This is a genomic window from Micromonospora sp. CA-248212 (assembly GCF_050948405.1).
GTDB lineage: Bacteria > Actinomycetota > Actinomycetes > Mycobacteriales > Micromonosporaceae > Micromonospora.
This window is the reverse complement of sequence record NZ_CP192023.1, coordinates 4,605,544-4,629,737: the sequence shown is the minus strand read 5'-3', so window position 1 is coordinate 4,629,737 and position 24,194 is coordinate 4,605,544. Positions and strand designations below refer to the sequence as shown.

17 protein-coding genes are annotated in these 24,194 nt (G+C 70.3%); 6 read left to right on the top strand and 11 right to left on the bottom strand.

The features are described from left to right. Nucleotides 1-125 precede the first annotated feature (125 nt). From ACQP03_RS21785 to ACQP03_RS21760, 6 genes are all read left to right on the top strand, one after another. Complete coding sequence (locus tag ACQP03_RS21785) at nt 126-2,297, top strand: protein kinase domain-containing protein (RefSeq protein ID WP_433458194.1); 2,172 nt, start codon at nt 126-128, stop codon at nt 2,295-2,297. Further along, complete coding sequence (locus ACQP03_RS21780) at nt 2,294-3,604, top strand: hypothetical protein (protein WP_433458192.1); 1,311 nt, start codon at nt 2,294-2,296, stop codon at nt 3,602-3,604. Before ACQP03_RS21785 ends, ACQP03_RS21780 begins: the two co-directional genes overlap by 4 nt. Next, the gene (locus ACQP03_RS21775) at nt 3,601-5,457 is read left to right on the top strand and encodes an AAA family ATPase (RefSeq protein WP_433458190.1); all 1,857 of its coding nucleotides are present in this window, start codon (nt 3,601-3,603) and stop codon (nt 5,455-5,457) included. The genes ACQP03_RS21780 and ACQP03_RS21775 overlap by 4 nt, the downstream gene beginning before the upstream one ends. Further along, the gene (locus ACQP03_RS21770) at nt 5,454-6,092 is read left to right on the top strand and encodes a 4Fe-4S cluster-binding domain-containing protein (RefSeq protein WP_357174085.1); all 639 of its coding nucleotides are present in this window, start codon (nt 5,454-5,456) and stop codon (nt 6,090-6,092) included. The genes ACQP03_RS21775 and ACQP03_RS21770 overlap by 4 nt, the downstream gene beginning before the upstream one ends. Next, on the top strand, nt 6,080-6,616 hold the full coding sequence (locus ACQP03_RS21765) for an FHA domain-containing protein (protein WP_433458188.1): 537 nt from the start codon (nt 6,080-6,082) through the stop codon (nt 6,614-6,616). The genes ACQP03_RS21770 and ACQP03_RS21765 overlap by 13 nt, the downstream gene beginning before the upstream one ends. 293 nt (nt 6,617-6,909) lie before the next feature. After that, the gene (locus ACQP03_RS21760) at nt 6,910-8,784 is read left to right on the top strand and encodes a S8 family peptidase (RefSeq protein WP_433458185.1); all 1,875 of its coding nucleotides are present in this window, start codon (nt 6,910-6,912) and stop codon (nt 8,782-8,784) included. A gap of 61 nt (nt 8,785-8,845) precedes the next feature. Here the strand turns inward: ACQP03_RS21760 and ACQP03_RS21755 are convergent, their stop codons facing one another. The 11 genes from ACQP03_RS21755 to ACQP03_RS21705 form a co-directional block, all read right to left on the bottom strand. After that, nucleotides 8,846-10,153, bottom strand: coding sequence for a sulfate adenylyltransferase subunit 1 (locus tag ACQP03_RS21755; RefSeq protein WP_433458183.1), 1,308 nt, complete (start codon nt 10,151-10,153; stop codon nt 8,846-8,848). Continuing rightward, complete coding sequence (cysD, locus tag ACQP03_RS21750; RefSeq protein ID WP_357134591.1) at nt 10,153-11,079, bottom strand: sulfate adenylyltransferase subunit CysD; 927 nt, start codon at nt 11,077-11,079, stop codon at nt 10,153-10,155. Before cysD ends, ACQP03_RS21755 begins: the two co-directional genes overlap by 1 nt. Before the next feature lie 6 nt (nt 11,080-11,085). After that, nucleotides 11,086-11,949 (bottom strand): 3'(2'),5'-bisphosphate nucleotidase CysQ, encoded by an 864-nt coding sequence (locus ACQP03_RS21745; protein WP_433458181.1) that lies wholly within the window; start codon nt 11,947-11,949, stop codon nt 11,086-11,088. 37 nt (nt 11,950-11,986) lie between these two features. Further along, nucleotides 11,987-12,817, bottom strand: coding sequence for an ABC transporter permease (locus tag ACQP03_RS21740; RefSeq protein ID WP_357174073.1), 831 nt, complete (start codon nt 12,815-12,817; stop codon nt 11,987-11,989). Further along, nucleotides 12,814-13,953, bottom strand: coding sequence for an ABC transporter ATP-binding protein (locus tag ACQP03_RS21735; RefSeq protein ID WP_433458179.1), 1,140 nt, complete (start codon nt 13,951-13,953; stop codon nt 12,814-12,816). Before ACQP03_RS21735 ends, ACQP03_RS21740 begins: the two co-directional genes overlap by 4 nt. A gap of 48 nt (nt 13,954-14,001) precedes the next feature. Then, on the bottom strand, nt 14,002-14,991 hold the full coding sequence (locus ACQP03_RS21730) for an extracellular catalytic domain type 1 short-chain-length polyhydroxyalkanoate depolymerase (RefSeq protein ID WP_433458177.1): 990 nt from the start codon (nt 14,989-14,991) through the stop codon (nt 14,002-14,004). Between the two features lie 312 nt (nt 14,992-15,303). After that, complete coding sequence (locus ACQP03_RS21725; protein ID WP_357134581.1) at nt 15,304-17,124, bottom strand: hypothetical protein; 1,821 nt, start codon at nt 17,122-17,124, stop codon at nt 15,304-15,306. Nucleotides 17,125-17,179: 55 nt separating this feature from the next. Then, nucleotides 17,180-18,142, bottom strand: a complete 963-nt coding sequence (locus ACQP03_RS21720; protein WP_433458174.1) for a hypothetical protein — start codon at nt 18,140-18,142, stop codon at nt 17,180-17,182. A gap of 26 nt (nt 18,143-18,168) precedes the next feature. Further along, entirely contained in the window at nt 18,169-19,005 is an 837-nt protein-coding gene (locus ACQP03_RS21715) for an alpha/beta fold hydrolase (RefSeq protein WP_433461198.1), read from the bottom strand. A gap of 2 nt (nt 19,006-19,007) precedes the next feature. After that, on the bottom strand, nt 19,008-19,319 hold the full coding sequence (locus tag ACQP03_RS21710; RefSeq protein ID WP_357174061.1) for an acyl carrier protein: 312 nt from the start codon (nt 19,317-19,319) through the stop codon (nt 19,008-19,010). A gap of 38 nt (nt 19,320-19,357) precedes the next feature. After that, entirely contained in the window at nt 19,358-24,160 is a 4,803-nt protein-coding gene (locus ACQP03_RS21705) for a beta-ketoacyl synthase N-terminal-like domain-containing protein (RefSeq protein ID WP_433458172.1), read from the bottom strand. Between the last annotated feature and the right edge of the window lie 34 nt (nt 24,161-24,194).

Genomic DNA, 24,194 nt, shown 5'->3' with positions numbered 1-24,194 from the left:
GGCAGGTGAACCCGCGACCGCCTGCCGAGGGTGACGTGCCGCCGACGCGCCGCGAGACCGATCGGGCCGTCGACCCCGGGCCACAGGTTCCCGCCACACGCCGGGAGCACCCGGCCGAGTCCGCTGTGGCCGTACCGGTGAGCGCCGGTCTGCTGCGGCTGCCCGACCGGGTGTCGGGCTGGTCGGTCCTCGCGGCGTTGCCGGCGGGCGCGGAGGCCGACGTCTTTCTACTACGCGACGCGGCGGGCGACGACCGGGTGTTGAAGATCTACCGGCCGGGGATCGTCATCGACGAGGACGCGGTCGACCGGCTGATCGGGCTGCGCAGCGAGAGGTTGGTGACGCCCATCGACTTCGGCGTCGCTGAGGGCCGGCGCTGGGAGCTGACCGAGTATCTACCGGCTGGCACCCTGGCGGACTTCATCGGCCAGGACCCCCGCCCGGTGCCGCCGGAACTGCTGCGGCACGTGGTCGCCGAGCTGACCGAGGCGCTCGGCGAACTGCACTCGGCGACCATCGTGCACGGCGACCTCAAACCGTCGAACATCATGGTCCGGAGCCTTCCTCCGGACCTCGGGCTGGCGCTGGCCGACTTCGGACTGAGCAGGTACCTCGGTCCAGCATCGGTGCGATTCACCAGCCGCGGCGTGACGTTCGCCTATGCGGCGCCGGAGAGTTTCGCCGGCGCCTACTCCCCGGCGGGCGACTGGTGGGCCGTCGGTGTGGTGGTCCGGCAACTGGCCACCGGCCAAGCCCCGTTCGAGGGTCTCGACGAGCGGATCATCCAGCACGAGGTGACGGTCCGGGGCGCATCCGTCGACGGCGTCGCGGACCACCGGCTGCGGCTTCTCTGCGAAGGGCTCCTGGTCAGCGACCCGGACCATCGGTGGGGTGAGGCGCAGGTCCGGCGGTGGCTGTCCGGCGGATCGCCCGAGGTGCACCGTCCGGCCTCGACGCGACGTGCGACGCCGCTGATCCTGAAAGGGGTGCCCTACCGCACCCGCTCGGAGGTCGCACGCGCGATGGCGGCCCACTGGAGCGACGCGGTGGACATGTTCCTGCGACGCGTCGGCACGCGAAGAGACCCCGGCGAGGGGTGGCGCGTGCTGCGCGCCTGGCTGGAGCAGTTCGACGACGATGTCGACGAACGGATCCGGCTGATCGACCAGGCGTTGACCCACCCGGATCACACCCCCGATGTGCGAATGGTGCACCTGCTGCGCTGGCTGGACCGGGGGCAACCGGCGACCTACCTGGGGCTACGAGTGGGGTCGGAGCACCTTGCCGATGTCGCGGCTGTGGCGGTGCGGGAGCCGGACGGCCGGGCGGCCTCGGCGGTGCGTGACCTGTGGCGGTACTCGCTCCTGCCGGTGCTCGCCGACTTCGGCGACGGCCAGGCCCTGGTGCAGGTGGACACCCGTTGGCGGAGCTCGGCACAGGACCTCGACGCGCTCGCCACCCGGGTCGATCTGCCACCACAGGCTACGTCGATGCTGGCGGCGCGCCGAACCGAGCACCGGGCCGTCCTGCTCAGCGTCGCCGCCGATCCGGATCGGCTGCGACCGCTGCTGGACGGCGCGGTTCGGGATCGCGAAGAGGTCACCGAGCACCTGGACTGGTTCGAGGCACTGCCTCCGGTGACCGACGTGGCCAGCGCGCTGTGTGTGTTGACGGTCGTCCCCACCGCCGTGCAGGAGTGCGCCGGCATCGTCGAGGCCCGTACCCGGGGACAGCGCGTTCTCGACGAGGAACTGAAGCAGCTCAGGGCCGGGCGGCCGAAGGCCCTGTCGCTCGCCGCGGCGGCCTCCATGATCTGGGCGCTGGTCGTCGCCGCTCCCGTGTTCCTGCCCCATTTCTCTCCCGACCCACGTCTCGTGATCAGAGACATGTCGATCCCCGTCGCGGAATGGCTGGTGCCCACCCTGGCCGAGGTCGGCCTCGCGGTGCGGACTGGATCCTTCTACCATCCGCGCTGGTCCGCGCTCGACCGAATGCGGTGGCTGGTCCGTCGCGTGCCCACCGGCTGGGCGGCGCTTCGCAGGGGCGCCAACCGGGTCCGGGGCGGCGCTCCGCCGCTGCTGCTCGGTGTGCTGGCGTTGGCCTGCTGCTGCGGCAGCCCGTTCCTCTGGTCGGCAGCGCTACTGGCCGTCGCCATGGTCGCGCTCATCGGGCCGGTGGTGCATCTCGGCTGGACCGGCACCCGGATATGGCGTTTCGGTCAGTTCCGGCGACAACGAAGCCGTGAATTGCTCGGCAGCGAACCCACTGAGCGGCGAGACGGGGGCGAAGCGGAATGAGCGCTGGCAGTGTGGTGGTGTTCCCGGTGGCGGCCGTGATCGGCGCCGCAACCATCGTCGGAATCCGCGCCACGGCGGCACTCGGCGAGCTACTCCAGGTGAGCCCAGCCGAGGCAGCCGCCCGCAACGCGCGGATCCGGGCACACACCACCGCACGGCGGCAGGCCGTCGCCGCCCAGGAGTCGCAGCGGGACCAGGCCGTCCACGCCTGGGAACTGCGACTTGAACGCCGGGCCGCCGCCCGGGTCGACGCGGCGTATGCGGCGTCCGCCCTCGCACAGCAAGGACTGCCGGCGGAGCCCGCGCTGGCTGAGCCCTCCGTCTCGGCGTCCGAATCGGTCTGGGACGCCTGGTGCGACGACGTCGACCGGGTCCTGGCGGGAGTGTTCAGGCGCGCCGCCGCCGCCCGGGCGGTCACCGCGGCACGGGGTCTCGCGGACCTGCTGCCACCGGTGTCGGCCGCGGCGCTGCGGACCGCGGCGGACGGGATTGGTGAGCCGGAGCCGCTGCCCGGCGGTGGTTCGGACCCCGCTGCCGCCGTGGTGCGCATCCTCGCGGGCCTGCACCCGATGGCCGCCGCCGAGGGCCGCGCCAGAGCCGAGGCCGCCGCCGCTGACGTCTGGCGCCGGCCCGACGAGCGACGGCCGCGCCTGCGGCAGGTGCAACTGCGGGTGCAGGAGGCCAACAAGCTGGTGCGGGTCCGGCGCTCGGATGCCGTCGTCGCGGCGGAACTGCTGGACGCGATGGAACCGTACGCGGCGCAGCAGGATCTTGACATCGGCGCCCTACACCGGGCCAGGGCGGGCCTCGTCGACGTGGTGTCCGGCCGGGCGGAGCTCAACGACCAATTGTTGAACGAGGTTGAGCAACTGCGGTCGGAGATGGAGGAGCGAGCGTTGGCGATCGCGGTCCAGGACGCTGTGGCGGACGCGCTGACCGAGCTGGGCTACAGCGTGGGCACCGAGTTCAGCGTCGGGCAACCCAGCACGGGCAGGCTCGCGGTGAGCCGACCCGACGACGCGGACCACCTGGTGCGTTTGAAAGTCGACGCAAGGGCACGCAGGATTCAGTCGATGGTCTACCGGACCGGACCCGGCGAGAACCCCCACGCCGACACGGCAGCCGAGCACCGCTGGTGCGCCGACCTCGAACAGGCACTGGCCACTCTCCGGGAGGCCGGATTGCCGTGCGCGCACACCGAGCTGCGTCACCCGGGCGCCGAACCCACGCCCCGCACGGCGCCGCAGCAGCGCACGGAGCCCCGGCGCCGGCTCAGAAGCCGCGAGGCGGAGGGAGACGTACGGTGATCGACGACCTCGCGGGCTGGCCGGCGTTCGCCCGCGAACTGCACGCGACACTGCCGACCCAGTCGCAGTACGTGTTGTGGGGCAACGCCCACGATTCGTACCTCATCGACACGCCGACCGGGGTGCGGCTGCTCTCCCTCACCGACGTGATACGTGAGCTGCTGGACCGGAGCGGCTACACCTTCGTACTCGATCATGATCTGATCGATTCCGGTGTCGTGCACCAGATCGGCAGAAGCGACGTGACGACTGCCACCCGTGCCCTCCTCGGCGATGGGTACCGTCCCGGCGGCCCGACGCCCGACCTGGGCGCGCTGTTCGTCCAGCTCGCCGCGATCGCCCAGCCCCGCACCAACGTGCGGGCGGCAGCCATCGTCCGAGCGGCGCACCTGCTGCGGCATCCGAGCGATCCGGACGACGCCGAGCGGCAGTTCCTGCGCCGCATGGAGAAGCTGTCCCGGTCGGCGCGGCCGGTCGCGGCCGAATCCGGTCGGACCCAGAGCCTGTACAACCCGTTGATCTGGTTGGTGGAGAACGAGAGTGACCTGCCGGCCTGGCTGACCGCGGGCAAGGACCGGATCCGTGTGATCAGCCTGCCTCGACCGGACTACGGCGATCGGGAACGTTGCGCCCGTCGGCTGTTGCACGGCCAGATCCCCGACGCGACGTTGCCCGAGCGGGCTCGCTCGTTTGCCGAGCAGTCCGAAGGACTCACCCTGCAGGGCATGATCGAAGTGACCAGGCTGGCACGCGATCGTGGGCTGAGCCCGGAGCAGTGGCCCGACGCGACCCGAACGTTCAAGCTCGGGGTATTGGACAATCCCTGGCGCCGCGACTACCTGCACACCCGGATCCGAGACGGGGAACGGTCCCTGCCCCAGCGGATCATCGGCCAGCGCCAAGCCGTGACCAAAACCCTTGACATCCTCAAACGCGCCGCTCTCGGCCTGTCCGGCGCCCATGCGGCACGGGCATCGTCACGCCCGCGCGGAGTTCTGTTCTTCGCCGGTCCGACCGGGGTGGGCAAGACCGAGTTGGCCAAGGCAGTGGCCCATGTGGTGTTCGGCGACGAGGCGGCCTACCTGCGGTTCGACATGAGCGAGTTCTCCGCCGAGCACGCCGGCGATCGGCTGATCGGCGCTCCACCGGGCTACGTCGGTTTCGAGGCCGGCGGAGAACTCACGAACGCCGTGCGTCAGCAGCCCTTTCGGGTGATCCTGTTCGACGAGATCGAGAAGAGTCATCCCCGCATCCTCGACAAGTTCCTGCAGATCCTCGAGGACGGCCGGCTCACCGACGGCCGCGGCGGTACCGCCCACTTCTCCGAATGCATCCTGATCTTCACCAGCAACCTCGGCATGTACGTCGACGACGGCACGGGCCAGTTGACCCAGACGGCTACGCCGGGCACTCCCTACGACCAGGTCGAGGCGATCGTGCGGGCAGCGATCGAGGATCACTTCACCCGGGTACTCGGTCGCCCCGAGCTGCTCAACCGCCTCGGTGACAATGTCGTGGTGTTCGACTTCATCGGACCGGAGGCGGCGGAACAGATCTTCGAACTCCAACTCGGCAACGTGCTCCGCCGCCTCAGCGAAGAGCACCACGTGTCGGTCACGCTTGATCAGCCGGTCCATGCGCGCGTGCTCAGGGAGTGCACGCGCGACCTGGCCCGAGGCGGCCGGGGGATCGGCTCCGCCCTGGAGACGGCGCTCGTCAACCCGCTGGCCCGCGCCCTGTTCGACCGGCTGGCGGTACCGGCGGGCGACGCGCCGGCGTCCGGCGACACGACGTCGCTCGTCGTGACGGCCTGGCGGCGTCAGGCCGACGTCATCACCGTGGAGCTGTCATGACGACCATCGAGATCAGTCGCCTCCACCACCCGGTCACCACCCTGGGGTACGGCAGAAGGGCCGGAATCTGGCTGCAAGGCTGCACCCTCGCCTGCACCGGCTGCCTCGCCCGGGACACCTGGCCTCGCCGCCCCGACCGGTCGGTCCCCGTCGAGGAGGTGCTCGACTGGCTCACCTCACTTCCTCAAGGGATCGACGGTGTGACGATCTCCGGCGGCGAACCGCTCCAGCAGCCGGTCGCGCTCGCCGCGCTCCTGCGCGGGATAACCACCTGGCGGCACACCCGGCCGATCGACATCCTGCTCTATACGGGATACGGCTGGTCGCGTGCGGCACGGCTGCCAGAGCTGCGCGCAAGCTGCGACGCCGTGGTCGCGGGTAGGTACGTCGAGCGGCGTAACAACGGCGACACCCCATTGCGTGGCTCGGCGAACCAACGCGTCATCACCCTCAGCCCGCTGGGCCACCAGCGATACGGCGAGGCCGCTCAGCTCGTCCGGGCAGGCTTGCAGACCGGCGTGCTCGACGGCCGGCTGTGGCTGGTCGGGATCCCGCGGCCCGGCGAGCTCGACCAGATCGCCGATCATCTGCGGGCCCGCGGCATCGGCGTCGGGGAATCGACATGGAGCGGCTGATCTGCCGCGCCTGCGGCGCACCGGTCGGCTCCGGTGACATCGTGTGCGGCAACCCGGACTGCTATGCGAACCTCACCGCCGTCTCGGCGGTCATCGAGGTAAACAACCTCGTCACCCCGCAGCCGATCGACCCGGTCGCCGTGGACATCACCTGTCCGTCGTGCGGAACGGCGTGTCCGCCGGGGAGCCGGATGTGCCCGCACTGCCTCAGTGTGCTCGAAACCGTCCTGATGATCGCGTTGCTCGACCCGCCGTGGCAGACAGTCCTCGAGGCCGGAGTAACCCTGATCCTCGGTCGGGACCCCGGTTCGCCCGCGGCGGCCGCGCTGTCCGGCCACGATGCTGTCTCGCGACGACACGCGGCTGTCACGACTGCGCCGGACGGGGCCGCGACGGTGACCGACCTGTACTCCACGAACGGTACCTGGCTGGACCAACGGCGGCTTGAACCCGGCGTACGACACCCACTTCGGCCTGGGGCCACCCTGCGACTCGCATCGACCGCGACGTTTCAGGTCGAGTGACAACCCGAGCCAGTCGCGCCGGCGCGGCGGATAGTCAACCTCCGGCCTTCCGAACGGGGCGAGGGTGGGCTGAAGCGCATAGGCTGGTGACGAATCGATGGCTCGTCTCGGAATGACCACCAAGCCCGTGATCTGGAATGAATTGCCATACCTTGACCTCCATCTTATGAGCGGTATAGGGGGCCCTGGATCTGTCTTCTGCCGCCATCATTTAGTAATCTCTTCTCAATCGGCCATCATCGATTCCTCGTCGTGGGCGAGCGGACGAAGGGCCGAATCGGAGGGAGGGGAGAATGAGTCTCCCGAAAAGATCAATTGTGGTGGGCGCCGTCGCGATGCTGGCCCTCACAGCGGCCTCGCCGGCCGTGGCGGCCGAACCGGAAGGCGACATCCGTAGTGCCGGCGGTGCCACGGCTGTCACCGACAGCTACATCGTGGTGTTCAAGGAGAGCGCGGTGAGTCGGGCGCAGGTCGGTGCCACCGCCAGCAGGCTGGTCGGTCAGCACGGCGGAGCGGTCGCTCGGACCTACTCCACGGCGCTGCGCGGCTTCGAGATCACCGCCGGCGCCAAGGCGGCGGCCAGGATCGCCGCGCACCCCGATGTCGCGTACGTCGAGCAGAACCACACGGTCCGCATCTCCGGGACACAGCCGAACCCCCCGTCCTGGGGCCTGGACCGCGTCGACCAGCGCAACCTTCCGCTCGACAGCTCGTACACCTACCCGAACACCGCGACCAACGTGCACGCGTACATCGTCGACACCGGTATCAACTTCGCCCACAACGACTTCGGCGGCCGGGCCACCTCCGGCTACGACGCTGTCGACGGCGGCTCGGCGGACGACTGCAACGGGCACGGCACGCACGTCGCCGGCACCGTCGGCGGCTCGACGTACGGCCTGGCCAAGGGCGTCCAGTTGGTCGGCGTACGGGTGCTGAACTGCTCGGGCAGTGGCACCAACGCCGGGGTGATCGGCGGCATCGACTGGGTCACCGCGAACGCGATCAAGCCGGCCGTGGCGAACATGAGCCTCGGCGGTAGCGCCAACTCCTCGCTAGACACGGCCATCAACAACTCGATCAACTCCGGCGTCACGTACGCGGTCGCGGCCGGCAACGGCAACGCCCTCGGCGTTCGGCAGAACGCCTGCAACTACTCCCCGGCGCGGGTGGCCTCCGCGATCACCGTAGGTGCGACGCAGAACAACGACGCGGCCGCCAGCTTCTCCAACTTCGGCACCTGCGTCGACATCCTGGCGCCGGGCGTCAACATCACCTCGGCCTGGTACGACAGCAACACCGCGACCAACACGATCAGCGGCACCTCGATGGCGTCGCCGCACGTCGCCGGCGCGGCGGCGCTGGCGCTGTCGGCGAACCCGTCCTGGACCCCGCAGCAGGTCCGCGACTACCTGGTCGGCAACTCCACCCCGAACGTGGTGACCAACGTCGGCACCGGCACCCCGAACCAGTTGCTCTACGTGGGCAGCGGCGGCACTCCACCGGCCGACGACTTCTCCGTCGGGGTGTCGCCGACGGCCGGTTCGACCGCGCCGGGCGGCTCGGTCAGCGCCACCGTGAGTACCGCGACCACCAGCGGCTCGGCGCAGTCGGTGAGCCTGTCGGCGAGCGGGTTGCCGAGTGGCGCCACCGCCTCGTTCAGCCCGGCCACGGTGACCTCGGGCGGCTCGTCCACGCTCACCATCGCCACCTCGGCGAGCACCCCTGCCGGCACCTACGGCGTCACTGTCACCGGTGCCGGCACTGCGGGCACGCGCAGCGCCACGTACTCGTTGACCGTGACCGGCTCGGGTGGCGGCGGCTGCTCGGGCACCAACGGCACCGATGTGGCGATACCGGACAGCAACACGGCGGTGACCAGCGGCATCGTTATCACCGGCTGTAACCGTAACGCCTCCTCGGCGTCCACCGTGGCGGTCGATATCGTGCACACCTTCCGGGGCGACCTGATCATCGATCTGGTGGCACCGGACGGCACCGCCTACCGGCTGAAGAACCAGAGCTTCCTGGACGGCGCCGACAACGTCAACGCCACCTATACCGCGAATCTCTCCACCGAGTCGGCGAACGGCACCTGGCTGCTGCGGGTGCGGGACGTCTTCTCCGGTGACACCGGCTATATCAACGCCTGGACCCTCACCGTCTGAGACGTGACGAAGGGCCCTTTCCGCTCCGATTTCCGGTAGCGGGAAGGGCCCTTACCGTAGGTCAATTGGTGTCGACGATCATTCCGGCGGCGATGGTGCGGTTGGTGGTTTCGTCGATCAGGATGAAACCGCCGGTGGTGCGGTTGCGCCGGTATTCGTCGGCGAGCAGCGGGACGGTCGTACGCATGCGGACCCGGCCGATTTCGTTGAGTCCGAGTTCGGTGGCGGCCTCGTCCCGATGCAGCGAGTTCACCTCAAGTCGGTAGTGCAGCTCGCGGATCACGGTCCGGGCGGTACGGGTCGTGTGCTTGATGGCGTACTTCGCGCCGGGACGCAGCGGGGTGGCCTCGTCCATCCAGCAGATCATCGCCTCGATGTCCTGCGCGACCGCCGGGCCGTTGTGGGGCCGGCAGATCAGGTCGCCCCGGGAGATGTCGATCTCGTCGGTCAACCGGACCGTGACCGACATCGGCGGGTACGCCTCGGCGACCGGTCCGTCTGCGGTCTCGATCGCCGCGATCTGGGAGGTGAACCCGGAGGGGAGAACCAGAACCTCGTCTCCCGGCTTCAGCACACCCGACGCGACCTGGCCGGCGTAGCCGCGGTAGTCGGTGACCGTGGTCGACTGCGGGCGGATCACGTACTGCACCGGGAACCGGACGTCGACCAGATTGCGGTCACTGGCGATGTGCACCCGCTCCAGGTGGTGCAGCAGCGACGGGCCCTCGTACCACGGGGTGTGCTCCGAGCGGGTCACGATGTTGTCGCCGTGCAACGCCGAGACCGGGACGACGGCGAGGTCCGGCACCTCCAACTTCGCCGCGAACGCGGTGAACTCGTCGGCGATCCGCTCGTAGACCTCCTGCGACCAGCCGACCAGGTCCATCTTGTTCACACACAGGACCAGGTGCGGCACCCGCAGCAGCGAGCACAGGAACGCGTGCCGGCGGGACTGCTCGACCAGGCCCTTACGGGCGTCGACCAGGATCAACGCCAGGTCGGCCGTGGAGGCGCCGGTGACCATGTTCCGGGTGTACTGGATGTGCCCCGGGGTGTCGGCGACGATGAACTTGCGCCGGGGCGTGGCGAAGTACCGGTACGCCACGTCGATCGTGATGCCCTGCTCCCGCTCCGCCCGCAGGCCATCGGTCAGCAACACCAGATTCGTGTACTCGTCGCCGTTGGCCGCGCTGGCCGCCTCCACGGCTGCCAACTGGTCCGTGAACAACGACTTGGTGTCGTAGAGCAACCGACCGATCAGCGTCGACTTGCCGTCGTCGACGCTGCCCGCCGTCGTGAACCGCAACAGGTCCATCGCCCGACCCTCGGACGCTGCGCCCTCGACCACCGCGACCCCGGTCGTAGCCATCAGAAGTAGCCCTCTCTCTTGCGGTCCTCCATCGCGGTCTCACTCACCCGGTCGTCACCCCGGGTCGCCCCCCGCTCGGTGATCCGGGTCGCCGCGACCTCCTCGATCACCAGGTCCACCGTGTCCGCCTCGGACAGCACCGCCGCGGTACAGGAGGCGTCGCCGACGGTCCGGTACCGCACCCGCGCTTTGAACGGCTCCTCCGAACCTCGGGGCACGATGAACTCGTTCACCGCATAGAGCATTCCGTCGCGCTCGATCACCGTACGTTCGTGGGCGTAGTAGATCGACGGCAACGCCAGCCGCTCCTGGGCGATGTAGTGCCAGACGTCCAGCTCGGTCCAGTTCGACAACGGGAACACCCGGATCGACTCGCCCGGGTGATGCCGCCCGTTGTACAGCGACCACAGCTCCGGCCGCTGGTTCTTCGGATCCCACTGACCGAAGTCGTCCCGGAAGCTGAACATCCGCTCCTTGGCCCGCGCCTTCTCCTCGTCCCGCCGCGCCCCGCCGAACAACGCGTCGAACCGGTACTTCTCCACCGCCGCCAACAGGACCGGGGTCTGGATCCGGTTCCGCGTCCCGTCGGCGGATTCGCGGACCAGACCTGCCTCCAACGCCTCGGGTACGCTCGCCACCACCAACTGCAGGCCGAGTTCGGCGACCCGCTGGTTCCGGTAGTCCAACACCTCGTCGAAGTTGTGCCCGGTGTCGACGTGCATCACCGGGAACGGGATCCGGGCTGGCGCGAACGCCTTCTGGGCCAACCGGAGCATCACGATCGAATCCTTGCCGCCGGAGAAGAGCAGGACCGGGCGCTCCAACTCGGCCACCACCTCGCGCATGACGAAGATGCTCTCTGCCTCGATCGCGTCCAGGTGCGAAACCCGGTACGCCGCAGCGGGCGTCGTGTCGTTTGTCGTCATCGCGGATCACCCGGCTGCCGTGGCCGGTGCCGGCACCGGGGTCAGGTGTTGCCTCAGCGCGGCGAGGAGTGGGGCGGCCAGCTCCGGCCGGCAGACCACCAGGTCCGGCAGCCGGGGATCAGCCTCGTTGTAGCTCAACGCGGAACCATCGATGCGGGAAGCGTGCAAACCCGTGGCCGTCGCCACCGCCACCGGGGCCGCCGAATCCCACTCGTACTGACCACCCGCGTGCACGTATGCGTCGACCTCACCGGTGATAACCGCGGCGATCTTCGCCCCGGCCGATCCCATCGGCACCAACTCGGCACCGACCTCGTCCGCCAACTTCGTCAAAAACGCCGGCGGCCGACTCCGACTCGCCGCCAACCGGATGGTCCGACCGCTGACCGCCGGCGGCCGGGTCGGGGGTGTCTCCGTGCCGAGGGTACGGAGCTGGGCCGGCAGGGCGATGGCGCCCGCCACGAGGCGGTGCTCCGTCGGCGCGTTCCGTTGCCAGAGTGCGACATGCACCGCCCAGTCCGTCCGGCCCGGCTCGGAGAACTCGCGGGTCCCATCCAACGGGTCGACGATCCACACCCGTTCGGCGCCCAGCCGCTCCGGCAGGGGGTCGGCCGTACCCGTTGCCCAGGCCTGCCGGGCGCCGTCGTCCTCCTCCGAGAGCACGGCGTCGGCGCTTCTGTGCCGTGCCAGTTCAACGCGCAGCAGTTGGTGCGCCGCCCGATCACCCGCGCGCTTCAACGCGGCCGGGTCGTGGTGACCGTGCTCCGCGCGGACCTGCAGCAGCAGCCGGCCGGCCCGATCGGCCAACCAGGCGGCGAACGAGCCATCCGACGCGGGGGCCGTTGACCTGGGGGGTTCCAGCACGTTCATCGACGAACACCTCCGATAGACGCGGTGACCGTGCCGTTCACTGGACGGCACGCCGACTGAAACTTCGGACGCTGGTGACCGTGACCAGTGCGGCCACTCCGGTCAGCACCAGCAGACAGACCCAGGCCGGTATGTGCGCGACGCCGGGCAACATGGCCCCGCGCACGCCCTCGGAGACGTAGGTCATCGGGTTGAGGGCGGTGACCGTCTGGAACCACGGCATCGAGGAGAGCCGCGGCCACGGGTAGTGGATGCAACCGGTCCAGATGATCGGGGTCACGACCAGCGAGAACGTGATGTTGATCCGTTGGATGGGCAGGATCATCGCCAGCGTCATGCCGATGCCGCCACCGATCCATCCGCCGAGCAGGATCGTCAGCAGGACCATCGGTAACCGTCCGGGCTGCCACGGGGCCGAGCCGACCATCAGCGCCCCGAGTGGGTAGATGAGGGCTGCGGCGACGAGCCCGCGCAGCATCGCGACTACGAGCTTGCCGACCGCCACCAGGTTCGTCGACAGCGGGGCGAGGAGCCGGTCTTCGATCTCCCGGGTGAAGCCGAACTCCTTGACCAGTGGCAGTGCGACGCTCTGCAGCGCGGTGGTGAGCGCGGCGAGCGCGACGATGCCGGGCAGGAACAGGTCGGCGAAGTTCCGGCTGACGACGCCCTGCCCGCCGAGCACCTTGACGAAGACGAAGAGCATGAACAGCGGGGTGAGGCCGACCTGGACCAGGATGACCCAGAGTTCCTTGACGGTGACCAGCAGGTCCCGGCGCAGAATGGCCAGGAAGGCCCGGTGGGCGCGAGGTCGCGCGGGTGCCGCCGCGAAGCTCGTTGCGGCAACCGGCGGGGCGTCGAGGTCGGTCACCGTGGGTCCCTTCCGGTCAGTCCGATGAAGACGTCTTCGAGGCTCGGCTCGCCGATGCGTACGTCGGTGAGGGTCGCCGACCGTGTGGTCAGGACGGTGAGCGCCGGTCCGAGCACGGTGGCGGGGTCGGCGGCGAGATGCAGCCGGATCCGGACGCGCCCACGCCCGCCCGGGTCGGGGGCGAGCGTGGCGACGGCCCGCTCCCGGGCCAGCGCGGTCAATGCGGCGGGCGTGCCCGCGCCGAACCCCGACCCGCCGCCGAGGCCGAGGACGGCACGGAGTTTGGCGGCCCCGGCCCCGGCCCCGGGCGGCGGCGGGTCGGCGAGCCGTTCGCCCTTGCGTACGCCGGAGACCTCGGAGAGCGCGCTCAGCAGCTCGTCCGGTTCGTCAAGCGCGGCCAGGGTGACCGTCAGGTCGAGGATCGATCGTCCGGCGAGCCCTCTGACCAGGTTGCCTGGCGTGTCCGCGGTGAGCAGCCGACCGTGGTCGACGATGCCGACCCGGTCGACCAGAGCGGCGGCCGCGTTCATCTGGTGAGTGGTCAGGACGACCGTCACACCGCGCTCGCGCATCTCGCGGATCCGGCTCCAGATCAGCCGGCGGGACTGCGGGTCCAGACCGTTGGTGGGCTCGTCGAGGAAGAGCACCGCTGGTTCGTGGATCAGCGCGCGGGCGATCATCAGCCGTTGCGCCATGCCGCCCGAGTACGCCTCGATCCGTTTGTCCGCCCGATCCTGCAGGCCGAAACGGTCCAGGAGCTCATCGGCCCGCGCGTTGCGTACGGCGCGGCTGACGCCGTGGTACGCGGCGTGGTACAGCAGGTTCTGTCGTGGTGTCAGCGACCGGTCCAGATTGTTGTGCTGGGGTACGACGGCCAACTGGGCGCGGGCCGCGACCGGGTCACCGACCACGTCGATCCCGCTGACGAGCGCCCGGCCCCCGGACGCCCGCAGCCGGGTGGTGAGGATGCCGATGGTGGTCGACTTGCCGGCGCCGTTGGGTCCCAGCAGCCCGAAGATCTCGCCGCCGGCAACCGTGAAGGACAGCCCGTCCACGGCTGCGTTCGTGCTCCCGGGATAGCGTTTGACGAGGTCGGCGACCTCGACCGCAGCCGGGCTGCCACCACTACTGGGCATCTGCTGCTCCCTCTCGTGAGCTGTCGGATCAGTGGCCGCCGGTGCGGGTCAGCCGCCGGTTCGGGGGTGTGCGTCGAAGAAACGCCAGATGGTCTCGGTCGCGTCCAGCGCGGTCGTGGGTGGATCCAGGCCGAGCAGGCGTTGCGCCTGCGGTCCGGGGCCGGCGGCACCGGGCCACTGGTGGCCAGCGCCCTCGACGGTGACCAACTCGACCGCCCGTCCTCCCGGACAGGTGGCGACCGAGGTCCGGACCGGGCCTGAGGCGGTCGTCGCCGGCGCCGGGCATCCGTCGGTGGTACGCCATTGGCCGAGCAGGTCGGGGATGGGCGGCCCGTCGATCTTGACCGGATTTCGCCCGGTCCCGTCGTTGTCCCGCTTGCCCGGACCACCGTTCAACGGCACCGTCTGGTCCGCCATCCCGTGAAGGTGGATCACGGAGATCGGTGCCGGTGACGAGCACGGGCCGAGTTGGGTCGCCGCCACCGGCCCGATCGCGGCGAACAGCTTCGTGTCGCACGCCAGGCGGTATGCGAGCATCCCGCCGTTGGAGATCCCGGTGGCGTAGATCCGGCTGCGGTCCACCGGAAGTTGGTCGGCCACGGTGGCCACCAGTTGCTGGATGAAGGCGACGTCGTCCACGCCGTCCCGGGCCGGTGGTCCGCAGCAGTCCGGGCTGACCGCCCAGGAGCGGCTCATCCCGTCCGGGTAGGCCACGACAAAGCCCTCCTGGTCGGCCTGGGCGTTCCAGCCGTAGGAGGTTTCCGCCTGGCTGCCGGTGCCGAGCGCGCCGTGCAGCATGACCACGAGCGGTGCCGGGGTCGACCCGGCGAGGTTGGTCGGCCGGTAGAGGCGGAAGCGGCGCTCCTGCCCGTCGACCACGAGGGTGTGCGTCGAGGAGCCGGTGGGCACGGTGGACACCGGTCCGGCCTCGTGCTGCTCCGGGTCGTCCCGGAAGAGCCCGCAGCCGGCCGACAGGGTGAGCGCTCCGACGAGCGACAGGACCGTGAGCAGGTGTCGCCGCCGACGGTACGGTCTCACGCGATGTGTCCAAGATATACCAATTTTCATCATATTCGCACCCTGGCATATCAATGTTCAGGCTTTGTAAGGACCTGCACCGATTTGTGTTTGGCGGGGCTGGCTCCGTCCGTTCCCGCGACGCGCGGCCCGAGCGGAGCCAACCGGCTAGGGCCTGTTTCATAAGAACTGGCCGGCCTGCGGCGGGCCCGCACGACGACCGGCGGCGTTGCGGTGGCGTCCGGATACAACACCGGTATCCGGACGCCACCGCGCCCTGCCGGATCGCCGCCCGGACTCCGCCTCGGCTCGACCGCCCTCATGAAACAGGCCCTAACAGTGCTGCACGCTGAGTCGGATCAGTTCCCAGCCGCCCTCGGGAACGTCGTCGTCCGGGTCCGTACGCAGGTTCATCGGATTGGCCATGCCCAGGTAGAGGGTCGACCCGTCGGCGATCATGTTGCGGATCCCGTAGTTCAGGTAGTTGCCGAGCCCACTGTTGTCCACCACCGTGGCCGGCCTGCTGGTCGAGTCGAAGACGAACAGGTCGCCGCCGTAGACCGGGGCCGGCGGGGGGTCGTCGGCCAGTACCGAGGCCTTGCCGAACTCGGCCGCGGCGGGGCCGGTGACACCCAACAGCCGGGCGGTGTCCTGGCCCAGGTCCTTGGAGATGTAGCTCCAGTCCATGGTGCCCACGTACAGTTTCCCGCCCGCCACCGCCATCTTCCAGGTGTAGTTGTTGTAGGGGTTGCCCATGCCCGACGGGCCGTACAACGGGGTGTATCCGGTCGAGGCGGCGGCCCAGAGGCCCGCTCCGCCGTTGCCCGCCGGGTCGTAGGCGGGCAACTGGGATGCGCCGTACAGCAGGTCCACCCGCTGGTGACGGTCGCCGAAGCTCTTACCTCGGAAGATGCTGATCGCCCGCTGCGTGCTGCGGACCGTGGACCGCAGCGCGGCCTCGTCCGCCGGTGGGTAGGTCGCGATGTGCACCGTGGTCGCCTTCATCGGCACGTGCATCGTGCCCCAGTACAGGTAGCCGTTGAAGGAGGCGAGCCCACCCAGGGCGTAGGTGCGGGCCACGACCGGGTCGGGCTCGTACCCGTCGACCGACCAGACCTGGGTCCAGTTGTCGGCGTCGGCCGGCGTGAGGCCGCGTTCCCCCTGCGACAGCTTCGGGCTCATCCACACCCCGGCGACCCCGGACAGCGGCTCGTCGGTCGTGCCGGGCACGGCCGCTGCCAGGGCGTCGTCACCGGAACCCGTCCAGGTCGTCACGAAGATCCGCCCCTCGTGCACGGTGAGATCCGCCGCCTGGGCCGGTAGGTTCGCGACCTCGACGAAGCTGAACGGATTGCTCTTGGAGCCGGTCCAGCGCAGCACGTGCCCCCGGTTGCCGCCGTTCGCGCCCACCCCGACACCCGCGTAGAGCGCGCCGTCGGCCACCACGAAGTGGCGGATGTTGCCGTACGCCGGCAGGTTGATCGAGCCGAGGAAGGCGCCGGTGTCGGTGTCGAAGGCGAACAGGTTGATGCTCTCGCCCAGGGCGGGCCCGCCCAGGAACGCCACCCCCTGATGGGTGCCGGCGGCCCGGATTCCGGCGGTCGTGCTCAGCCGGTTGGCGTCGGTGGTGGAGGCGGCCTTCACCGCCTCGGTCTTCTCCGTCAATCGCCCCGAACGTTTGTCGTACGTGTACAGGCGGGGCGGGCGATGGTCGCCCAGGGTGGGAGGCAGAGTCGGGTTACGTTTCGCGATCTGGCTCTCGCCGTACTCGCACACCCAGTCGTCGTTCAGGTTCGGTGTCGTGTTGCGCAGGTTGCGCCCGCTGGTCATGCAGTTGACGTTCGCTCCGGTCCCGAACCACAGGCTCTGCGCGGTCTGGGTCATGCCCCACAGGTAGGACTGGTTCACCTTCGGCTGGCCGGTGGCGCATGGCGGACCGGGTGGATAGGCCACACCGATACCGGCGAAGCACTCGTCCGGGGTGCCCTTCCCGATCAGCTTCCGCTCGTATTTTGGCTGATGTCCGGCCGTACCCGGCGCATCCGCCCCGATCGGGGTGGCGGCGGCTGACGCCGGCGCCGCGAGGACGTACAACAGTCCCAGTACGGCGGCCGCGGCGAGCGGTCGCCGGCCCGACATCCGGAGTGGTTTCACGAATGGTTCCTCTCGTTCGACGGAGTCCTGAGGGTCGGTGGGGCACGATCGCGGGTCAGGCCGCGGCGACCTCGCGGGACCGGGCGGGGCTGACCACCCGTGGGGCGACCCGCCGTGCCCAGTCCTCCCAGTCCTCGAACTCCAGGAACCGGGCCAGTAGGCCGAGCTGCCCGATCGGGTCGGCGACCAGGTCCTCGTAGCTCATCCGGTGCAGGTAGCGCGGCGGCAGGTCGGTGAGCGCCTGCTCGGCCTGGCTGGTCAGGAACGCGCTCAGACCGAGGTAGCGGCGCAGGTCCTGGCCCCGATCCCGGAGCAGGTCGGCGCTGAGCCGGTCCGGCAGGTAACGCTCCAGGTCCTCGGGCACCGACTGGCCGGGTTCGATCCGGAACGGATCCAGCCCGCACCGGCCGAGGAACTCCACCCGCAGCTGAATCAGCTGGAACGACGAGTGCTGACTCATCGAGCGGGCGGTCGCCTCCCGGTCGCGGGTCAGATACACCACCTTCGCCTCGGGAAATGCCCGCAGAAGGTACGGAGCGACGTGGCTGGACCCGCCGGAACGCTCGACCCAGCGCCGCTTGCCGGTCATCACGGCCAGCAGGTCGAGGAACATCCGGTGGTGGTCGCCGACCGACTGCGTCGGGAAGTCCGGCACCCGCTCGGCGAGCTGGTCGAAGAGGCGGTCCGGGTCGGGGGTCAGCTTCGACAGGGTGATGGCGAGGATCCGCGGCAACTCGGTCATTCGGTCGGCCCACCTCCCGGTCGCGGGATACCGCACCTCCTTCGGCGGCAACCCGATCCGGAAGAGAGTGGCGAGTTCCGCCTTTGGGCTGCTCAGCACCGCCCAGTACGCGGCCCCGGTCAGCACCTCGGAACTGCGTGCCCAGGGTGCGACCGACATGAAGAACTCCTGCGCCGAGAGAGTCTCGGGCTGCTCCGCGATCAGGTCCGAGAGCAGCGTCGAGCCGCACCGGCCGTTACTGATGATGATCGACCTGCCGGTGACCGGGGTGTCCATCCGAGGACCTCCTGCACGTTGGGTTGTCACGGGGCGGTGGCCACCTCGGCCACCTCGACGGAGCACTCCTCGCGGAGCCACGCCAGGACGAGCCGGCGGACCGCCTCCGGCCGGTCGACCAGGACTGTGTGTTTCTCGCCGGGTAGGACCACGGTCCGCATCTGCGGCAGCAGCCGGACCACCGCCGGTGCCAGCTCGACGACCGCGGAGTTCGCGCCGTAGAGGCAGAGCACCGGTACGTCGATCGCGCTGATCTGCGCGGCACTGGGCAGGGCACTCGCCGGTAGGTCCCGGGCCAGCGTGGTCGCCATGAGCAGCTCGCCGGTATCCCGGGCCCGGCGGGCCACCCGGGCCCCCCGGCCGGCGACGATCTGCGCCAGCGCCTCCGGTCGGGGCAGAAGGTCGGCGGCCCGGTCCAGCCGGCGCGCGACCCGGGCCATCCACGCCGGGGTCGGCGGCGAGGATTCGACCGCCGCGACGGAGGCGACCCGGTCGGGGTGCCGGGCCGCGTAGGCGAACGCGATGGTGCCGCCGAACGAGTTGCCGAGCAGGTGCACCGGAGCGGTGACGTCAAGTGCGGTCAGCATCGCCGACAGGTCGTCGACGAAGTCGTCGAGGGTGTAGCCGGTGGGCGGGCGCTCGCTGTGGCCGTGCCCCCGCAAGTCGTACATCACCACCCGCAGCCCGGCGTCGGCGAAGGGCTTGGCCAGGGTGAAGTACCAGCTCGCGAGGCTGTCGGAGGCCATTCCGTGGATCATCACGAGGGTCGGCCCCGCACCCCGGTCAGCGCCGACCTCGTCCGGCTCACCGGCCGGTGGTTCGAGGTGTTCGACGTGCACGTCGATCCCGTTGGCCCGGATCATCGTCACGAGTGGACCGCCTCGACGACGGTGGGGCTCGCGTCGAGGGAGCGTGCGATGTGCTCAACCAGCTGCCCGACCCGCAGCTCGCCCACGGTCTCCAGATCGAGTTTGGCGACGAAGTGCGCGAAGTTGACGGTGTTGCCGTACCGGGCCTGCAGCCGGCCGGCGAGGGAGACGACGTCGATGCTCTCCATGCCGAGGTCGTCGCGGAAGGTGGTGTCCACGGTGATGGGTTCGTCGGCGGCGAAGTCGCCGAGGACCGCGTGGATGATCCCGGTGAGCTCGGCGAGGATGTCGGCGTGCGAGGCGGCCATGGGAGGTGCTCCTTCGGATGGTCGGGAGTGGATGCCGGTCACGGCTGATCGGTCCCGGTCCGCGGGCCCCAGGTCCAGGCGACCACGTACCGTCGAGGTGGTAGGTCTTCGGGATTTCCGACCTCGCGGTGCTGGACCGGGTAGCTCCGGTCGTCGACGTGGACCGTCAGCACCGTGTCCGTGGCGCCGGTCACCACGAACCGGCGCGGGCGGCCGTCGAGTCCGGTCCCCTCCGCCTTGCCGACGGCCTCCTTGGCGGCCCAGAACCGGGTGAACCACTGCCGCCGGTCCTCGGCGTCGCCGCCGAGCGAGTCCAACAGGGCGGTCTCCCCGTCGGTCAGGGCGAAGCGCAGGGTGCTCTCCGGATGGTCGGTGATCTCGGCGACGTCGATGCCGACGCCGGGCGCGTCGGATGGCGACGCCGGCCCGCGGGGTTTCGCGATCGCGACGCCGATCTCCGCGCAGTGCGCCAGCGAGACATCGCAGTCGCGCAGGTCACGGCCCGGACGTCCGTGTACCCGGGGTCGCCCGTCCGGATCGTTGCCGACCGTCAGTTCGATCGGGTAGATGTCGCGGTGCCCGTCCTCCCACAACCGGAACCGGACGGCGTCCTTCACCGCGATCCGGCCCAACAGCCACTGTTTGCGGGATCTGGCGGGCTGCCGCTCGTAGTCCTGGTACGCGGCCGAGCCCAGGATGCCGCGGGCGGCCATGCCCTGGGTGACCAGGTCGGTCCAGCAGTCGAAGGCCATCGTCCAGCCCTCGGGTTGGATCAGCGACATCGGATGCCGCTCGGGGAACCGCTCCGCCGGCCGGGCCTGCGGATGGCTGTCGAAGCGCCGGTCCACCGCGCCCTCGATCTGTGCCCACACCCGGCCGTCGACCACCAGTTGGGTGTCCGCGACGAGTTGTGCGTCGTCGATCGAGCGCACCCGGGCGACACACTCGAAGTCCGTACCGGGTGCCGGCGGGGGGCCGAAGTAGCGGATGTGGCGAAGGCCCACGGGCAACGCGACGGTACGGAACGGCTGTGTGGTGATGAGCCAGTTGCCGATCAGCTGCAGCGCGTTGTCCAGCAGGGCGCCCGGCGGCACGGGTGCGCGGACCACCCCCCGTACGTGCATGTCACCGAGGGCGTGCACGGCGGTGATGCCCTGGAACTGGGGGCCGTGGAACATCAGCCGCTCGGCGTACATCTCCTCGGCGCTGATCCGTGGCGGCCGTTCGGTCGCGGGATCGTGCCGCCACACCTCGGGCGGGTCCGCCGGATAGTCCGCGGCGAGTTCCACCATCGACCGGGCGTACGGGCCGAAGGTGACCGAGACCAGGCCGTCACCGGTCGGCCGCACCGCGATCTCGACGTCCTGACCCGGCTCGGCTATCAGCCAACGGTTGAACCGGGCGTCGCGTACGGCCACCGCCCGCAGGCCCGGCATGGCCTGCTCCGCCGCGTCGACCATGTGCTGCACCAGGGTGGTGGCCGGCACCACCGGCCACCGGTCCTCCATCTTCGGCCAGTCCGGTGGCTGGACGAAGAAGCAGTGGTCTTTCAGGTACGGCATGTTCTCGACGGAGACCCGCAACGTGATCCGCCGAACCGGACCCGGGTCGCCGTTGCTGGCGCTGGCGCTGACCGCCTTGCCGGTGTCGACCCCGTTGGCCGAACCGACCCCGTTGCCCGCGACGCCGTTGCCACGGCCTCCGGGCGCGGCGGTTCGGGAGGATCCGGCTGGCGGGGCGACCGCAGGTTGTCCGACACCCGGGCGCGGCGGTACCGGCGGAGCCGGCCGGGCGGCCGCGTCCAGAACGCTTGCCGCGTCCCGAGCCGTGTCCTGCAACAGCGCGGCGAGTTCCGCGGCCGCGCTGGACCGTCCGGTCAACCTGTGCAGGGCGGCAAGCGCCGCCGCCGGGTTGGTGCCGTTACCCGCCGGCTCGGGCTGCCGCCCCGCTCCGACTGCCGGCGAGGCGCCGACCGGAACGGCCGAACCGTGCTTTGGCGGACCCGCGGCCAGGTGGTTCGGCGGGGTGCCGCCCGCTGACACGCCGAGCAGACCGGCGGCGCCCGCCCCGAGCCGGACCAGTGGTCCACCGAGATCCAGCGGAATCGACGGGCCACGGCGTACCGGTTTCGCGGCTGCCTTCGCCAACGGCGGATCGAGCGCGGTCAGGTTCGGGCTGCCGCCCTCCACCCAGATCGCGGTGGCGACCCGGCGGAGCTGGTCCAGCCCGCTGCGGTGCTTCACGTTCACCGGCATCGCGAGATGCTCACGCCCGCGCAGGTTGTCGCTGATCAGCGAGGCGAGCTGTCCCGCACCGACCTGGAGGAAGACCCGTACCCCGGCGTCGTACATCGCCGCGACGGTCTGACGGAACCAGACCGGCTCCATCATGTGCCTGACGAAAAGGGCATTGACCTGCGCCTCGTCAGCGGGGAACGGTGCCGCCAGGGTCGCCGACCAGACCGGTATCCGGGTCGGGTGTACCTCCCACCGCCGCAGCGCCGCGCCGATCGACTGCAGGCCGTCGACGAACACGGGAGTGTGGAAGGCCGACCGGAACGGCAACTTCTGACACAGCACGTTCTCCGTACGCAGGGCCTCTACGAGCCGGTCCACCTGGGGCTCGGGCCCGTTCACCACCGACTGCGCCGGGGCGTTGTCGTGGGAGAGCACCACCCCCGGAAAGTCACCCAGCATCGGGGTGACCCGGTCCGCGCCAGCTCCCACGGCGGCGAACACGTATCCGGAGACCTCGACCGAGTCGGCGTGGAACAGTTCCAGAAAGTCGTCCATCGCCGCCGTGCTGATCTGCCCGCTGGTCGCCGCCGCGGTCCATTCGCCGATGCTGTGTCCGGCGACCGCGTCCGGTAGCACGCCGAGGTGGCGCAGCGCCTTGTCGAGAAGTTTGCCGACCTCGATCAGCCCGGCGCCGTGCCGGCCCAGGTCCGAGGCGGACCACTGCCGGTCCGGCAGTCCGAGGTGCGCGGCGATGTCGGCGGTACGGGGCGCGAACTCCGCCTCCAGGCCGGGGAAGACGAAGGCGAGGCGTCCGGTGCCGGCGGCCAGCAGCGGTGACGGGCTGAACCAGATGTCCCGTCCGCCCCGCCAGGCCTGACCGCGGTCCACCGTCTTGCGGGCGACGGCCAGCAGCTTGTCGGTCGGGCTGACGATGCCGAGTCGGCACGCCTCGCCCCCGTTGGCGGGCCGGTTGCTCCGGGCCCGTTCGACGCCGAGGGCCCGTACTTCGTGGTCGCTGCGGGACAGCAGGCCGGCCAACTGGGCGGGGTCCGGCGCGGCGAGCCAGAGCACCTGGTCCGGCTCGGTCACCGCAACCGTCGAGCTGCCCGTGGTCGGCGCGGTGTCTCGTCCGACACTCGCTCCACCCACCGCCAACGGCTGCCCGCCGATCGGCCGCTGCCGTACACCGGCGGGTTCGGGCGCCTGCTCGATGATGACGTGTGCGTTGATGCCGCCGAAGCCGAAGGCGTTCACCCCGGCCCGACGCGGCCCGTCGCTCTCCCACGGGCGGGCGGTGGGGATCGGGGCGAACCGGGTCGCGGCCATCTCCGAGCGTGGATCGTCGCAGTGCAGCGTGGGCGGCAGGACTCCCCGGTACACCGCGAGCGTCGCCTTGATCAGGCCGGCGATGCCGGCGGCCGGCATGGTGTGCCCGATCATCGACTTGACCGATCCGATCACCGGGCGTGGCCCGTCGCCCGAATGCGGTCCGAAGACCTCGGCGACCGAGACCAGTTCGGCCGCGTCGCCGGTGGGTGTGCCGGTGCCGTGCGCCTCCAGCAACCCCAGCGCGTCCGGCGCGGTCGGGTCCAGCCCCGCCGCCTCCCAGGCCCGCCGGATGGCCAGCACCTGTCCGGAGGAGGCCGGGTTGAACATGCTCGCCGAGCGGCCGTCGCTGGACATCCCGCTACCCCGGATGACGGAGTACACCCGGTCGCCGTCCCGGACAGCGTCGGACCACCGCTTGAGTACGACCACACCCGTGCCCTCGCCGATCAGCAGGCCGTCGGACTCCCGGTGGAAGGGCCGGCTCTCACCGCGCCTGGACAGCGCCCGCAACTGGTTGAACACCGACCAGAAGCTGATGTCGTGCACGTGGTGCACTCCACCGGCCAGGACGGCGTCCAACCGTCCGCTGCGCAGCTCGGTGATCGCCTGGTCGACCGCGATCAGCGACGAGGCGCAGGCCGCGTCCAGGGTGTACGCCGGACCGCGTAGGTTGAGCCGGTTGGCCACCCGGGACGCGGCCAGGTTCGGCACCAGACCGATCGTCCCCTCCGGCTGGTACGGGCCGAGCCGCTCGTCGAACTTCTCGCGCACCAGGTCGAGCCGGCTCTGGTCCAGCTCCGGAATCAGCTCCCGCAGCACCTGGATGACCTGGCTCGACATCCGCACCCGTTGGGCGTAGCGGGCCTGAGCCGGACTGAGGATGCCGCCCCGCCCGAGGATCACTCCGACCCGGTCGCCGCCGGGCAGTCGGTCCGCGCCGCCGGCATCGTCGATCGCGGCGGCGGCCACGTTCAGGGCGATGAGCTGGTCCGGTTCGATGTCCGCGACCGAGGCGGGCATGATGCCGAACCGCAGCGGCTCGAAGGTCGCGAACTCGTCGACGAACCCGCCGCGCCGGCAGTACATCCGGTCCGGCCGGTGGGCCTGCTCCGGGTCGTAGAACTCCTCGTCCCACCGGTTCGCCGGCACGTCGGTGATCGCGTCCACCCCGTCGACGAGATTGCGCCAGTAGCTCTCCAGGTTGCCGGCGCCGGGCATCACCGCCGCCATCCCGACGATCGCGATCGGGTCGCTCCGATCGGTACTCGTGTTCATTTTCGGCCTCTCGCTCCACCGTCGACGGGCGTAC

Excerpts from the sequence above, each read along its gene's own strand:
- ACQP03_RS21715 (WP_433461198.1), bottom strand. The coding sequence starts at position 19,005 with ATGATCCGGGCCAACGGGATCGACGTGCACGTCGAACACCTCGAACCA.
- ACQP03_RS21770 (WP_357174085.1), top strand. The coding sequence starts at position 5,454 with ATGACGACCATCGAGATCAGTCGCCTCCACCACCCGGTCACCACCCTG.
- cysD (WP_357134591.1), bottom strand. The coding sequence starts at position 11,079 with ATGACGACAAACGACACGACGCCCGCTGCGGCGTACCGGGTTTCGCAC.
- ACQP03_RS21780 (WP_433458192.1), top strand. The coding sequence starts at position 2,294 with ATGAGCGCTGGCAGTGTGGTGGTGTTCCCGGTGGCGGCCGTGATCGGC.
- ACQP03_RS21755 (WP_433458183.1), bottom strand. The coding sequence starts at position 10,153 with ATGGCTACGACCGGGGTCGCGGTGGTCGAGGGCGCAGCGTCCGAGGGT.
- ACQP03_RS21760 (WP_433458185.1), top strand. The coding sequence starts at position 6,910 with ATGAGTCTCCCGAAAAGATCAATTGTGGTGGGCGCCGTCGCGATGCTG.
- ACQP03_RS21745 (WP_433458181.1), bottom strand. The coding sequence starts at position 11,949 with ATGAACGTGCTGGAACCCCCCAGGTCAACGGCCCCCGCGTCGGATGGC.
- ACQP03_RS21765 (WP_433458188.1), top strand. The coding sequence starts at position 6,080 with ATGGAGCGGCTGATCTGCCGCGCCTGCGGCGCACCGGTCGGCTCCGGT.
- ACQP03_RS21720 (WP_433458174.1), bottom strand. The coding sequence starts at position 18,142 with ATGGACACCCCGGTCACCGGCAGGTCGATCATCATCAGTAACGGCCGG.
- ACQP03_RS21710 (WP_357174061.1), bottom strand. The coding sequence starts at position 19,319 with ATGGCCGCCTCGCACGCCGACATCCTCGCCGAGCTCACCGGGATCATC.
- ACQP03_RS21705 (WP_433458172.1), bottom strand. The coding sequence starts at position 24,160 with ATGAACACGAGTACCGATCGGAGCGACCCGATCGCGATCGTCGGGATG.
- ACQP03_RS21735 (WP_433458179.1), bottom strand. The coding sequence starts at position 13,953 with ATGCCCAGTAGTGGTGGCAGCCCGGCTGCGGTCGAGGTCGCCGACCTC.